Annotated in this window: 11 protein-coding genes; 1 reads left to right on the forward strand and 10 read right to left on the reverse strand. The window is 43.9% G+C overall.

Going from position 1 to position 15234, the window contains the following annotated elements; genetic code table 11:
• Positions 1-85 precede the first annotated feature (85 nt).
• The 8 genes from CXF69_RS01585 to CXF69_RS01620 form a co-directional block, all read right to left on the reverse strand.
• The gene (locus tag CXF69_RS01585) at positions 86-1738 is read right to left on the reverse strand and encodes a BCCT family transporter (protein ID WP_102078352.1); all 1653 of its coding nucleotides are present in this window, start codon (positions 1736-1738) and stop codon (positions 86-88) included.
• Between the two features lie 244 nt (positions 1739-1982).
• On the reverse strand, positions 1983-3626 hold the full coding sequence (locus CXF69_RS01590; protein WP_102078353.1) for a BCCT family transporter: 1644 nt from the start codon (positions 3624-3626) through the stop codon (positions 1983-1985).
• 200 nt (positions 3627-3826) lie between these two features.
• Positions 3827-5104: a PQQ-dependent sugar dehydrogenase gene (locus tag CXF69_RS01595; RefSeq protein ID WP_102078354.1), complete on the reverse strand. Its 1278-nt coding sequence runs from the start codon at positions 5102-5104 to the stop codon at positions 3827-3829.
• A gap of 207 nt (positions 5105-5311) precedes the next feature.
• A complete protein-coding gene (gene clpB / locus CXF69_RS01600) occupies positions 5312-7909 on the reverse strand; it encodes an ATP-dependent chaperone ClpB (RefSeq protein ID WP_102078355.1) in 2598 nt (865 codons plus the stop codon).
• Between the two features lie 309 nt (positions 7910-8218).
• On the reverse strand, positions 8219-8800 hold the full coding sequence (locus tag CXF69_RS01605; RefSeq protein WP_102078356.1) for a L,D-transpeptidase family protein: 582 nt from the start codon (positions 8798-8800) through the stop codon (positions 8219-8221).
• Between the two features lie 111 nt (positions 8801-8911).
• Entirely contained in the window at positions 8912-9718 is an 807-nt protein-coding gene (locus tag CXF69_RS01610; protein WP_102078357.1) for an SDR family NAD(P)-dependent oxidoreductase, read from the reverse strand.
• Positions 9719-9790: 72 nt separating this feature from the next.
• Complete coding sequence (locus tag CXF69_RS01615; protein WP_102078358.1) at positions 9791-11512, reverse strand: AMP-binding protein; 1722 nt, start codon at positions 11510-11512, stop codon at positions 9791-9793.
• 308 nt (positions 11513-11820) lie between these two features.
• The gene (locus tag CXF69_RS01620) at positions 11821-12951 is read right to left on the reverse strand and encodes a DNA topoisomerase IB (protein ID WP_102078359.1); all 1131 of its coding nucleotides are present in this window, start codon (positions 12949-12951) and stop codon (positions 11821-11823) included.
• A 188-nt stretch (positions 12952-13139) separates the two neighbouring features.
• On the opposite strand from CXF69_RS01620, the gene CXF69_RS01625 reads away from it, so the two are divergent.
• Complete coding sequence (locus CXF69_RS01625; protein WP_102078360.1) at positions 13140-13592, forward strand: GNAT family N-acetyltransferase; 453 nt, start codon at positions 13140-13142, stop codon at positions 13590-13592.
• Between the two features lie 93 nt (positions 13593-13685).
• Here the strand turns inward: CXF69_RS01625 and CXF69_RS01630 are convergent, their stop codons facing one another.
• Positions 13686-13970 (reverse strand): pyrimidine/purine nucleoside phosphorylase, encoded by a 285-nt coding sequence (locus CXF69_RS01630; protein ID WP_102078361.1) that lies wholly within the window; start codon positions 13968-13970, stop codon positions 13686-13688.
• Between the two features lie 61 nt (positions 13971-14031).
• Positions 14032-15127, reverse strand: a protein-coding gene (gene prfB, locus CXF69_RS01635) for a peptide chain release factor 2 (protein WP_102078362.1) whose coding sequence is annotated in 2 segments (ribosomal slippage) — positions 14032-15054 and positions 15056-15127 — 1095 coding nt in all. Because the reading frame shifts where the segments join, the coding sequence is not laid out codon by codon here.
• Between the last annotated feature and the right edge of the window lie 107 nt (positions 15128-15234).

Consider the following 15234-nt stretch of genomic DNA (forward strand, 5'->3'; position numbering starts at 1 on the left):
CCAACAAAGAAGCCCCAATTTAAAAATAAATTAGGGCTTCTTCTATGAAAAACTTAAGTAATTGTCTTAATTCTATCTACTTTTTTTAGTCACCTTTTACAATCTTAGGTGGTCCTTTTAGTAGATGCTCGTCAGCAAATTCATCTGCAGAGTTGTGATCTGCTGATTCTTCAGTAATATAATGCTGCTGCGCCCTATATAATATCAATCGATCGCGACTCAAACCACGTAGTAGCGCATACATCATTGCAAATATAACCAAAGCAAATGGCAATCCTGCTACGATAGCGGCTGCTTGTAACGCGCTCAATCCACCAGCAGCCAACAAAACAGCAGCAATCACGCCTTCAGTACTTGCCCAAAATAAACGTTGAATCTTTGGCGGATTGGTATCACCACCTGCGGTCAGCATATCAATGACAAAACTGGCTGAATCTGATGAGGTTACGAACCACAATACAATCATAATCACAATCATGAATGTGATGGGTTGCGCCAATGGATAGTACTCAACCAATTTGAAAATTGCACTACCAAAATCTGTTTGTACCGCCTCGACCAGTCCAGGACTAACCAACGCTGGATCAATAGCAGCGAGCAGCTCCATATGAATAGCAACGCCGCCGAAAGTTGAAAACCAAAAGAACAATATGGTCATGGGGATAAGTAATACCCCAAGTACAAACTCTCTAATCGTACGACCACGGCTGATACGAGCAATAAACACGCCGACAAATGGTGCCCAACTTACCCACCATGCCCAATAAAATATCGTCCATGCTGACTGCCAGTTTGCCTCACCTTCGTAAGACTCCCCCCACAGACCTAATGGTACGACCACTGAAAGATAGTTGCCGATATTTTCTAGGAAGCTATCAAAAATGAAAAGCGTCGGCCCTAAGACGACCATAAAACCAAGCAAAATAGCCGTTAGACCAATGTTCACATCGCTTAGACGCTTGATACCCTTATCCAAGCCCATCATGACAGAACAGGCGGCTAAAGCAGTAACAAAAGCAATCAGAGCGATTTGTATTGTGAGATTATTAGGAATACCAAATAATTTCTCAAGCCCTGAGTTAATTTGCATAACGCCAAGACCGAGTGACGTCACCACACCAAACATCGTACCGAATACGGCTAAGATATCAACGGCATGACCCCACGAGCCATATATCTTTTTACCCAATATAGGATAAAGGGTTGAACGAATCGATAGTGGTAAGCCACGGCGAAAATGGAAATAGGCTAAAGATAGCGCTACAATCGCGTACAATGCCCAAGCATGTAAGCCCCAATGTAAAAAGGTAATATTCATCGCTTGCTTGGCGGATTCTATCGTTTCCTTTTCACCAAGTGGCGGTGCCATAAAGTGATATAAGGGCTCTGCTGTACCCCAGTAGACAAGTCCAATACCGATACCAGCAGAGAACAGCATACCGATCCACGAGAATAGACTGTACTGTGGTTTCTCAGTTTGAGCACCAAGGCGAATATCGCCATAACGGCTCATAGACAAATAAACACAAAGTCCTAAGGCCACATTAACGAGAATAATGAAAAACCAACCAAATTTATCGGTAATAAAGCCTTGTAGAAAACTGAACAACGTACCGGCAGATTCAGTAAAAAAAACGCCAAGAATAATAAATGTAATAATAAGTAATGCTGAAGTTAAAAAAACAGGTTTACTTACCCGAGGGAAAGGGCCTAACCTGCCAACTTTTACATGATCCATAGGTATATCCCCAAAAGAGAGCGTAACCATACCAAGGTATGAACGAATCACTAAATATAACACCATGTAAATACTGCCGAATGTATAGAAATCGTAGTAACATTGCAGCAATAATCTTTCAACAATCTGAATTTTTCCTGAACAAATTTAAATATCTTTACCCAATAAAGAAGCCCCAATTTAAAAATAAATTGGGGCTTCTTCTATCAAAAGCTTAAGTAGCTGTCTTAATGCTATCTACTTCTTAGTCACCTTTCACAATCTTAGGTGGTCCTTTTAACAGATGCTCATCGACGAACTCATTCGCTGAGTTATGGTCTGCTGATTCATCCGTAATAAAGCCTTGTTGCGCTCTGTATAGAATCAGACGATCGCGACTCAAACCACGCAGTAGCGCATACATCATGACAAAGACCACTAAGGCAAACGGTAGTCCCGCTACGATAGCCGCCGCCTGTAGCGCAGACAATCCACCAGCCGCTAGCAAGATAGCCGCGATAACACCTTCTGTCGTTGCCCAAAATAAGCGCTGGATTTTAGGTGGGTTGGTATCGCCACCAGCAGTCAACATATCGATGACAAAGCTAGCAGAGTCTGACGAGGTCACAAACCATAGCATAATCATGACGACAATAAGTAGCGTAATTGGTTTTGCCAATGGATAGTATTCAACCAGTTTAAAGATGGCACTACCAGAATCCGCTTGTACTGCTTCAACCAATCCTGGGCTAACACCTGACAAAGCAGAAGCAAGCTCCATATGAACAGCAACGCCGCCAAAGGTGGTAAACCAGAAGAACAAAATCAGCATTGGAATCAGTAGTACACCAAGCGTAAATTCACGAATCGTACGACCACGAGAGATACGGGCAATAAAGATACCAACGAATGGTGCCCAACTAACCCACCATGCCCAATAAAATATCGTCCAACTACTCTGCCAATCTGTACCGCTATAAGACTCACCCCATGTACCTAGAGGTACAATCACGGTCAGATAGTTGCCGATGTTTTCGATAAAACTATCAAAGATAAATAGCGTTGGTCCTAAGATGACCATAAACGCTAATAAGACGATAGTGAAACCAATATTGATATCACTTAAACGCTTAATACCTTTATCCAAACCCATCAAGACTGAAGCTGCTGCTAGCGCTGTGATGAAAGCGATCAAGCCAAACTGTACGGTAAGACTGTTAGGCGTACCAAACAGCTTTTCGAGTCCAGAGTTGATCTGCATAACCCCAAGCCCGAGTGAGGTAACCACACCAAACATCGTACCAAACACAGCCAAGATATCGACCGTGTGTCCCCAACGACCATAGATCTTTTTACCAAGTAAAGGATACAAAGTAGATCGAATCGATAATGGTAGGCCGCGACGGAAATGGAAGTACGCTAAAGATAGCGCTACAATCGTATAAATCGCCCAAGCATGTAGACCCCAATGCATAAATGAGATATTCATTGCTTGCTTGGCGGCTTCTACTGTCTCGGCATCGCCCATTGGTGGTGCCATAAAGTGATACAGCGGCTCTGCTGTACCCCAATAAACCAGACCAATACCAATACCTGCAGAAAATAGCATGCCAATCCAAGAGAACAGATTGTACTGCGGTCGCTCTGTTTGGTTGCCTAGTCGAATGTCACCATAGCGACTCATTGCCAAGTAAATACAAAGCGCGAGCGCGGTATTGACCAGAATAATGAATAGCCAACCAAACTTATCGGTAATAAAATTTTGTAAAAAACTAAAAACAGCCCCTGCTGTTTCGGTGAAAAACGCACCGAAAATAATAAAGCCAACAATCAGCAGTGATGATGTAATAAACACAGGTTTACTTACCCGCGGAAAAGGTCCTAATCTGCCTACTTTTACTTCTTCCATGTGCAAGTCTCAAATTTCAAGGAACGTTACCTTAACAAAATAGGTCTTAACTATCAATCTATTACAAAATAAAACTTGATAAAACTATTAATTTACTCTAAAAGACTTGAATAGTTTTATTAAAATAATTAAATATACAGGCAGGTAAATACGTCCTTAATTCGATGCTGTTTCGATGTTTTTTCAATATTGTTTCGATGTTATTTGGGCAATAATCTGAGTAATTGTGCATCATTACCGTCTTCAAGTGTCCACACTTGCCCGTCTACTGCTAGCACACTGCGTACACGCTCTCCCATGTCATAGCGATAACGTTCAGCCGCGGTATTGTCGTCGTTTATGCCCACTACGATAAGCGCTTTAGACGATAAACCACTGATAAGCGCATTGCCTTGCCAGCTAGGAAAGTCATTATGAGTACCAGCCGCATAGATGCTCATAGCAGATGGTGATATGACAGGTGTCCAAGTAATTTTGGGTGCTGCAAACTCTGGCTTAGTATCATGGTCAGGAATATCTAGACCTGAATAATTGCGTCCATTGGATACCACTGGCCAGCCATAATTGTTACCCTTCTCAATAATATTAAATTCATCCCCGCCTTTTGGTCCCATCTCGTGCGCCCAAAGCTGTCCACTATCATCAAATGCCATACCAAGCACATTGCGATGTCCGATGGTCCAAAACTGTTTGGCCAACTCATTATCAGTAAACGGATTGTCTGTTGGGGCGTTACCATCAGGACTCAACCGTATTATCTTACCCAGATTGCCATTCATGTCTTGTGCTGGGTCTTTGTCTTGACGCTCGCCTGAGCTGATATATAGATAGCGCCCATCAGGCGAAAACAGCAGGCGATGACTATAATGTCCTTGCCCTGTGACTTTCGGAGCCTGTTGCCAGATAGGCGTGATATCTTGCAACGTAGGTGTGGCTGTCTCTAATCCTGAGAGTGTCGCCTTGATCACTTTGGCACCAAATTTATTGCTATCAGCTCCTGCCCCTGCTTCCGCGTAGCTGAGATAGACGGTATTAGACGTCACAAAATCTGGCGACACGATGATGTCTCCTAAGCCGCCTTGACCACCGTAAGCGACTGTAGGCACGCCTTCGATTTTGGTCTTATTACTCGTCGCGGTATCTACGATAAATAGCTCACCTGTTTTTTGTGTCACCAGTAATTTTGGCGCTTTGCTATCTGTAATGGGTAACGCTGTCATAGCCCAAGGCTCATCAAAGGTAGCGATTGCTTTGGTAGTAAAGTCAGGCTTGCTAGTATCTGTTTGTGTGGTGATTTTTGTGGCGGTTTGAGCATCGTTATCTGAACTGGAAACTTCTTTAGACTCTGTTGCAGTGCTTTTATTATTACTAGGACTTACTGTAGAAGGGTTGGAGCATGCGGCAGTGCTAAATAGCAATGCTGCAATAATTAACGGCGAAGTTAAAGGTATATCTATACGTTCAATATGGGCTGTCATCGTTCTGTTTCTCCGTTCAGTTGATACTTATATTATTAGTCTTTGATTTAGTTATAGCATAGTCCTGAGACTTAAGAGATATCGAAATGGTAAAAAAACAGTAACGTAAAACGCGTCTTATAAATAAAAACCCCTTACCTACGATTGTAGATAAGGGGTTTGTTTTAAGCGTAAAGTTGGGTCATAAAGACATCAAGGGTAAATTGATTAGCTCATTCTAAGCTTATCAAAAGTTAGCTTGTCATCGGCACCAACATCAACTTTGATGATATCACCTGCCACAAAGTCGCCCGCAAGCAGTTTCAATGATAATGGGTTTTCGATCTCTTGTTGAATGGCACGCTTCAAAGGACGAGCGCCATAAACAGGGTCATAACCGACGGCAACCAATTTATTCATCGCATCGGCTGATAGCTCAATATCCATCTCACGCTCTTGGATACGCTGACGTAAACGATTCAATTGAATATCGGCAATACCTGCCATCTGCGACATACCAAGCGGATGGAAGACCACGATCTCGTCAATACGGTTGACGAACTCTGGACGGAAATGCTGCCCAACAGAATCCATTACTTCTGCCTTGATATCCTCATAGCTTTCACCAACCATCTCTTGGATCTTATGTGAACCCAAGTTACTGGTCATGATGATCACAGTGTTTTTGAAATCTACCACCCGACCTTGCGAATCGGTTAAGCGACCATCGTCCAATACTTGCAGTAAGATGTTGAACACATCAGGATGCGCCTTCTCTACTTCATCGAACAATATGACACTATATGGCTTACGGCGTACCGCTTCAGTCAACGTACCGCCTTCTTCATAACCGACATAGCCTGGAGGCGCGCCCACTAAACGGCTGACACTGTGTTTTTCCATATACTCACTCATGTCGATACGTACAATCGCATCTTCAGAGTCAAATAAGAAATTTGCTAGTGATTTGGTCAGCTCAGTTTTACCGACACCCGTAGGTCCTAAGAATAAAAACGAACCAGATGGACGATTGGGATCAGACAAGCCTGCACGGCTACGACGTACCGCATTGGCCACCGATTCGACTGCTTCGTTTTGACCAATGACGCGCTCATGGAGCTTTTCTTCCATTGCGATCATCTTATCACGCTCGCCTTGCATCATTTTGCTGACTGGAATACCAGTCGCGGCCGCAACCACTTCGGCGATTTCGTTGTCTGTGACTTTGTTACGTAACAATTTGACACCGCTACCTTCACCTGTCTGCTCTTTTTGCTCAGCCAAGTCAGACTCATGAATACGACGTTCTAACTGCGGAATGGTTTCGTATTGCAGCTTACTCATGGTCTCATAATCGCTTTCGCGGCTGGCTTTGTCATACGCGATACGGGCTTTATCTAACTCATCTTTTAACTGTTGACTGCCTTTGACCAATGCTTTCTCTGCCTGCCAAACCTCGTTGAGATCAGCATACTCTTTTTCCAATTCTGCTATTTGTGCATCGAGCACTTTACGCTCGGCTTGCGCACCAGCATCCTCTTCATTTTTGAGTACTTCACGCTGCATTTTTAGCTGAATCAAACGGCTATCAAGCTTACCTAATGATTCAGGCTTGCTATCCATCTCCATGCGCAAACGACTGGCCGCTTCATCAATTAAATCAATCGCCTTATCTGGTAGCTTACGATCGGTAATATAGCGGTGACTCATGCGCGCAGCAGCGATAATGGCACTGTCTTGAATATCGACGCCGTGATGCAGCTCGTAACGCTCTTTTAGACCCCGTAATATCGCAATGGTATCTTCGACCGTTGGCTCATCGACCAGCACTTTTTGGAAACGACGCTCAAGCGCTGCATCTTTTTCGATGTACTTGCGGTATTCATCAAGCGTCGTCGCTCCGACACAATGCAGTTCACCGCGTGCCAATGCAGGTTTTAGCATATTACCCGCATCCATTGCACCTTCAGATTTACCCGCACCAACCATCGTATGCAGCTCATCGATGAATAGGATGACATTGCCTTCTTGCTTGGCCAAGTCACTCAATACGCTTTTGAGGCGCTCTTCGAACTCACCGCGGAACTTTGCCCCAGCGATTAACGCACCTAAATCCAACGACAGCACTTCTTTACGGCGCAGCCCTTCTGGCACGTCACCATTGATAATTTTTTGTGCCAAACCTTCTACGATAGCTGTTTTACCAACGCCCGGCTCACCAATCAGCACAGGGTTGTTTTTGGTACGGCGCGATAGTACCTGAATAGTACGGCGGATCTCTTCGTCACGACCAATGACTGGATCTAGCTTGCCAAGCTCTGCTTGTTCAGTCAGATTGATCGTGTACTTATTGAGTGCATCACGTTGATCTTCTGCGTTTTGGTTATTCACCGTATCATCGCCGCGTAATTGCTCAATCACCACTTTTAACTTGCCTGCCGTCACGCCAGCACTTTCAAATATCTTTTTGGTTTCGCCCTGCTCAGCGAGTGCCAACATCACCCATTCTGTTGCGATAAAATCATCGCCTTCTTTTTGCGCCTGACGATCGGCCAAATTCAAGATTTTAACCGAGTTTGGGTTTAGATTGACGTCACCTGTCGGCTCCAAAATCGTTGCTTGATTATCTAGAGCTTTGGCCACGCCATTTTTTAGCGCTGGAATAGAAGCACCTGCTTGTTGGCAGATAGATAAATTAGACTCATCTTGTAGCAACACGGCAAGCAAATGCACAGGATCGATACCTGTATGATCGCGACCTAACGCTAGGCTTTGTGCTTCTTGAATGGCGGACTGCAGTTTTTGAGTAAACTTCTCAAATCTCATGTCTATATCCTTTTATAATTGGTATTTTCAGTAGCACCTCTAAAGGTTATCTTAGTTTAGTGCCTACTGTTATCTGTCACTTATATAAGGTATATATACACCTATTTCAAGACGATTACCAAATAAAACCTTACTTAAAACAATGATATTAATTATTAACAATACTTAAAGGGGCTATTAATATCAGTTAAAGGTAGTTAATAGATAAGTTACGCCTTTTTATTAGGGCAAATGAAAGATAAATCTCCATTAGATACGCTAATAAATAATGCATCTACTTAGTATAAACTAGATAATAATCTGACTATTCTACTCCACGATTTCGATAGGAGTACCAAGTGTCACCGCTACCATGATTTCATCCATCTCGTCATTGGTAACCGCGATACAACCATCTGTCCAATCACGCCGTTGATTAAACAAAGCCAGATATCCAAAGCCATTCATTTGCCCATGAATCATGATATCGCCACCCGGATTGACCCCCAATGACTGCGCTCGCGCCTTGTCCTCATCATTGGGATAGCTAATATGGATAGAGCGATGGGCAATAGAGTTCTCGTTTTTATAATCTAAGGTATAAACTCCAACGGGCGTACGCTGGTCACCTTCTTGTTGCTTATGACCTGTTGGACTGCCCCCTAGCGCAATACGATACGACCTAATAGCTTTACCATCGCTCATCAATTTTAAGATACGGTCTGATTTGTCGACAAAGACTCTATCAATGACTGACGACGCAGGAATGAGGTTTTTGGGTTTTGAGGTGCTTTTGACATAAGCAATAGCGCTGGTGCTGACAATAGCAGCAAGACTAAGACAAATAATAATGGGCAACCAAGGCGTCCGCTGCTCATTTGATGAGTAAGATTTTTTATAAAAAAATGGCATAAGCTTTGATTCCCATAATTAATTTTTTGTCATTAATCATATGTATCAAAGCACTATGCCAGATTCTGTAGATACGTTTTGTGCAAAAGTGATGAATCACTCACTAGACTGCTACACCATGCGAATCGCACCATCTAAGCGAATAACTTCACCATTTAGATAAGCATTATCGATGATATGAGTGACCAATTTGGCAAACTCATTGGGAGCGCCTAAACGCTTAGGATATGGCACTCCTGCTTCTAGCTGCTCGCGGGCTTTTTCAGGAATGCTCTCCATCATCGGCGTAGCAAAGACACCTGGTGCGATAGTCATCACGCGAATCCCGTGACGAGCCAGCTCGCGAGCCAGCGGCAACGTTAATCCAACCACACCTGCCTTGGACGACGAGTAACTGGCTTGACCTACTTGACCGTCAAAGGCTGCGATAGAAGCTGTATTAATAATAATGCCTTGATCTGCATTCTTTTGTACATGGTTTTTTTCTGCATGCTCGCCTGCACTGCTGTCATTCGTTATGCGCTTGGCAATGCTAGCAGCGACCAAACGGGCAACGTTAAATGAACCAACCAGATTGATATTGACCCCACGGCTAAATGCCTCAAGGTCTGCCGGATTGTTATCACGATTTAGCAGCTTTTGTACCACTACGATACCAGCACAATTGATTGAACCTTGTAGGCCACCGAAAGCTGACTCTGCCATTTCGACCGCTGATTGTACTTCATCGCCATTAGTGATATCACAGCGCACAAAGCGCGCACTATCACCCAATTCAGCGACCAATGATTGCCCAGCAGATTCATTTAAATCAGCGATAACGACGTTGCCACCTTGACTTACAATCGCCCGAGCCACTGACTCTCCTAAACCTGATGCACCGCCTGTGACTAAAAAGCTGTTTTCTTTAACTTGCATGATTATTCCTTTAAATTTTTGCTTTTTATTAGATATTTTTCTATTAAATTTATAGACACTTTACCAATTCATTTATGCAGCAGACAGACTACGCAGCAAAAAGCGTTGAATCTTACCACTTGGCGTTTTTGGTAACTCGGTCACAAACTCTACCTCACGTGGATAAGCATGAGTGGATAGGCGTTTGCGTACTAGCTCTTGGATTTCTTTGGCGATTTGCTCACTGCCTTCGATGCCATCTTTTAGTACCACATAAGACTTGATAGTGTGACCGCGCACTTCGTCCGGCACGCCTACCGCCGCAGATTCTGCGACTGCTTCATGCTCTAAGACGGTGTTTTCGACATCAGTAGGCCCTACGCGGTAACCTGCGGTAATAATGATGTCATCATCACGGCCTGAGAACCAGTAACTGCCATCACTATGTCGCTCGACCACGTCGCCTGTCAGATAGTAATCATCTACAAAGGCTTGTTTTTCATTCCAGCTATAACCCCGGAAATAAAACGCAGGTGACTGACTGACCACAACTGCTAGCTGCCCTTGCTCACCATCTGGCAGTACATTCATATCATCATCTAATACCACTAATGTATGACCTGGTAGCGCCATACCCATCGAGCCAACTGGACATTCATGCGCCAGTGCATGATGTGCACAGCAAGTCATGCCAGTCTCTGTTTGCCCATATTGGTCTTTGACTTGGCACGCCAGATAGGTTTCAACCCAGTTGACCACTTCAGTGTTCAGTGTCTCTCCTGCCGAGTTGGCACAGCGTAAAGCGAGTTGGGTGCTGTTGTCTTCAAGATCATCGTCATTGTCGTCTTTATTATCAAATACGCCGCTAGACTTCATCATTCGAAATGCGGTTGGTGAAGAGGCCAAATTGGTAATCTTATGACGTACCATAAACTCACGGGTATTAGTCGCGTCAAATCCTGCTTCATTAAAATAAGTCGTGATACCCAATAGCAGAGGCCCTGTGATGGCATAGTACAAGCCATACGCCCAGCCTGGATCTGCCATGTTCCAATATTGATCATCTTTGCGTAAGTCAATGGCATAACGCATATATAGGTAAAAAGCAGGTAACGCCGCCAATGGAACGCTGACGCCTTTTGATTTACCGACTGTACCAGAGGTGAACATTTGCAAGAATGGCGCATCCGTATCGAGGATCACTGGTTCGATCGTTTGCGACTGTGCTGCCATAGACTGAATATAGTGATCGTCACCCCATGTCTGAGCATCCTCTATACTGCCGACTAATACCATTTTGGTTTGCTCAGCCAAATCTTCAAACTTGCTGCGATTTTCTAAGTTAGTAAAAACGACTTTGGTATCGGCTTTGTCCATCCGATATTTGATTGAATCATAGCCAAAAGCGGTAAATAGCGGCTGATATACCGCGCCGATGCGCCATGTTGCCAATACAACAGTGAGCAGCTCTGGCGTACGCGGTAGCATCGTCGCTACCTTATCTCCCGCTTTTACCCCATACGACTGTAGCAGGTTAGCGATTTGAGCACTCGCTTTGTCAAGCTCACCAAAAGTCATGCGCGTTATATTGCCTGCGGTGTCTTCGTGTACTAGAGCAGCATTGTCAGCGCGGCCATCGCGTACATGACGACCACAGCAAGCCATATAAGCATTTAAACGATCATCCACATGCTCGCCAAATATTTCTGACAGCAGTGTATCCATATCAAAATTATTATAATAATCGGTATAGTTTTTTGGTGTGACGGTAGTATCTGCATCAATATTCGTCGGAGTTTGAGAGGCGGTGTTCATAAGCTAATCCTTTAGCAATAGCAGGTAACTGGTAAAATGGTATTTATGATTGAAAAACGGCCACATCCTATAGACCGTTTCATAGGTTCGTATTTATCATGCTCTATTAGTAACGCATTTTTACGTTTATTTCAATACATAACGTATCATTTTTATTTTATAGAAGTAGAGATAATCTATAACTAATTATCATTAATTCGCTATAAGTCCGCGAAGACACCTACAATCAATAGCCAAAGTACTGCCACATACTTTCGATTTCCTATTAAAGAATTAACACCTCAATATTATTATCTAAAACCTCACACCTAAACATCAGCTCTTAAAAACCCTAACAATGCTTTTTCTTCACAGCTTTGGTATTTCTTAGTTCGTCCACGGCGCGCTTGTTTGTAAGCCTCAAAGAATTGCCCTGCCAAAAAACGCTCAATGACAATAGGATGAATATAAGAGGCACGGCATACGGTTGGCGTGTTGCCTAGCTCCGCTGCCACACTTTTTACCATATCAGTGACTAATTGCTGTCGCTCAGCGCTTTCTGGTGCACTGGCTAATATGTTAGCGCCTGCAGTCGTTTGTAGTTCGTCATAAAGGTAGCTTGCTGCGAGCACACTTGCCATCCATGTACGAAAATCCTTTGCACTGTACAGCTTGCTTTCGCAGTCCATGCCGCACGTATGCATCCGTAAGTAGTCATTGATATCACTACTATCAACGACTTGCTTATGCCCATTATCATCTAGATATTTGAATATCTGATAACCTGGCAGCTCAGAACAGGCCTGCACGATGTCAATCAATCGCTCATCTTGCAGCTCAATGTGGTGTTCTTTTGCGCTTTTTCCGACGAAATCAAACGCCAGTCCATTGTCGGTTTCACTAACATGCTTGCTGCGTAGCGTACTCAGACCATAGCTTTTATTTTGCTTGGCGTAGCGGCTATTACCAATACGAATCAAAGTGGTCTCTAGCAATTTAACGACGGCAGCAAGCACATTGGTGCGTGATAAGGACTCTGCTTCCAAATCTGCCTCCACCTGCGCGCGTAGATTGGGCAGTGCCTCTGCGAATCCTATCATCGCATCAAACTTTGCTTGGTCACGGATGTTGTTCCATGACGGATGATACAAGTACTGTTTGCGCGATTTTTCGTCTCGCCCTGTTGATTGCAAATGGCCTCTTTCGTCTTGGCATATCCACACCTCTGACCACATGGGCGGTATCACCAATGCATCAAAACGCTGACGCAATGCTTTGTCTTTGACCGTGTTGCCTGTTGCATCACGATAAGTAAAGCCGCGACCCCAACGTCTACGCTCGTAGCCTGGTTCATTGTCACTCACATAACGCAAATTAGCGCGGCGTGCGAGATGCTCGTAATCATGACGCACATCTTTGGTCATTGTCTGCTGGCTAGTCTGTAATTTTGCCTTTGTCATAAACCTATATACCTTTGAGAATTCATGGTTTTAGCATAATTAATGACGGTAGTTTTTGCTGTTTATTTGGCACAGACAAAGTGTAATGCTGTGTAAAAGTAAGCAGTGATAAAAATAGCGATACGGGTTCCAAGTGCTGTACTTTTGAGGCATAATTCGGCAATACTCACGACTTAAGTTTATAAAAAATGAACCATTCACCTGTGACAATAAAGCCACTAACTCTCGCCGATCACGATCTTTGGGCACACTTATGGCAAAACTATCTGACATTTTATGAGACCAATTTGCCATCAAGCACGACGGAGACGACGTGGCGCAATCTGCTTGATGATGACATCCCTGTCTATGGATTTGGGGCGTGGAGAGACGATGTTTTGGTAGGCATTACCCATGTCGTACTGCATCCCAATACGTGGAATACTAACGCGTGTTGTTACTTAGAAGATTTATACGTCGCGGATAATGTCCGTGGTCAAGGTGTGGGACGTGCATTGATTGAACATGTATACTCCTTTGCTAAGGACAAAGACTGTAACCGCGTCTACTGGACGACGCAAGACAGCAACGTCGCCGCTCGTAAGCTCTATGATGCCATTGCCACTCAGACAGACATGGTTCAGTACCGTAAGGACTTATAAAGAGTGAGCTAGAGAATGAAATGCCCACAAAAAAACGCCAAGCATAGAATACTTGGCGTTCATCGTTCTAATACTGATATAACTTAGAAGTCGTTATTTTCCGTATACACATAGATAAGCGGTTTCGACGTCCACTTTTACCTGAAACTTTTCGTTAGCTTCAACCGTAAATTGCTCGCCAGCGTTAAACGTTTGCCACTCATCACTCTCTGGCAGCTTAACAGTCAATGCACCGCTCACCACACTCATGGTTTCGAATTCACTGGTACCAAACTCATACTCACCAATTTCCATGACACCGACAGTCGCAGGCTTGGTCGCCGTCTGAAAGGCGATAGAAGTCACTTTGTCATCAAAATAATTATTAACGCTTGGCATAATTTTCCTTAATTAAATATTGGTTACTATTTTAAAACGGCTGCTTATTTAAAACAGCCTTTTACAATCCTGCTTTTAGACTCGCCTCGATAAACTGATCGAGGTCACCATCTAGTACGGCACCAGTGTTAAAGGTTTCAACACCCGTACGCAAGTCCTTGATACGTGAGTCATCGAGCACGTACGAGCGAATTTGACTGCCCCAACCGACGTCAGACTTGCCATCTTCTACCGCTTGCTGCGATTCCATACGTTTTTGCATTTCCAGCTCATACAGCTTAGCACGCAGCATTTTCATCGCGGTGGCTTTGTTACCATGCTGACTACGCTCATTCTGACAAGTGACAACCACACCACTTGGCTCATGAGTAATACGTACCGCAGAATCTGTCGTGTTTACGTGCTGACCACCTGCCCCAGATGAGCGATAGGTATCGATACGCAAGTCAGCAGGATTGATGTCAATCTCGACGTTGTCATCGATTTCAGGCGACACAAACACCGCAGCAAACGACGTATGACGACCATTATTACTATCAAATGGTGACTTACGCACCAAACGGTGTACGCCAATCTCGGTACGCAACCAACCAAACGCATAATCGCCTTTGATCTCAATCGTTGCCGACTTGATACCAGCCACGCTACCTGACGACACTTCAATCACATCTACTTTAAAACCATGTGCTTCTGCCCAGCGTGTGTACATGCGTAGTAGCATTTCAGCCCAATCTTGCGCTTCAGTACCGCCACTGCCTGACTGAATATCCAAGTAGCAGTTATTTGGATCCATCTCACCGCTAAACATTCGGCGGAATTCTAAATCAGCAACACGTTTCTCAGCACTATCTAGCTCGCTCTGCACGTCAGCTAGCAATGACTCATCTTCTGCTTCGACTGCCAACTCTAGCATGGCAGACGCGTCTTCTAGTGTGGTTTCAAGAGAGACCACCACATCAATGACACCGTCAAGGTGACTTTTTTCTTTATTAATTTTGGTCGCGCGCTCTGGATCGTTCCATAGCTCAGGGTTTTCTAACTCTAAATTGACTTCTTCTAAGCGTTCTTGCTTACCATCGAAGTCAAAGATACCTCCGCAAATCCTGTCCACGCTCTGATAAGTCTTTGATTTGCTCTTGATACGGATTGATTTCCATAAATATTCCTGTTTTTCTAATAAAATAAATAACGCATGTGGCGCTATTTTAAATGAGATTGATACTAAATGGTTCGCTAATTATCACTATTGATAATGTTGCTACTA

The sequence above is a fragment of the Psychrobacter sp. Choline-02u-9 genome (assembly GCF_002836505.1).
Lineage (GTDB): Bacteria > Pseudomonadota > Gammaproteobacteria > Pseudomonadales > Moraxellaceae > Psychrobacter.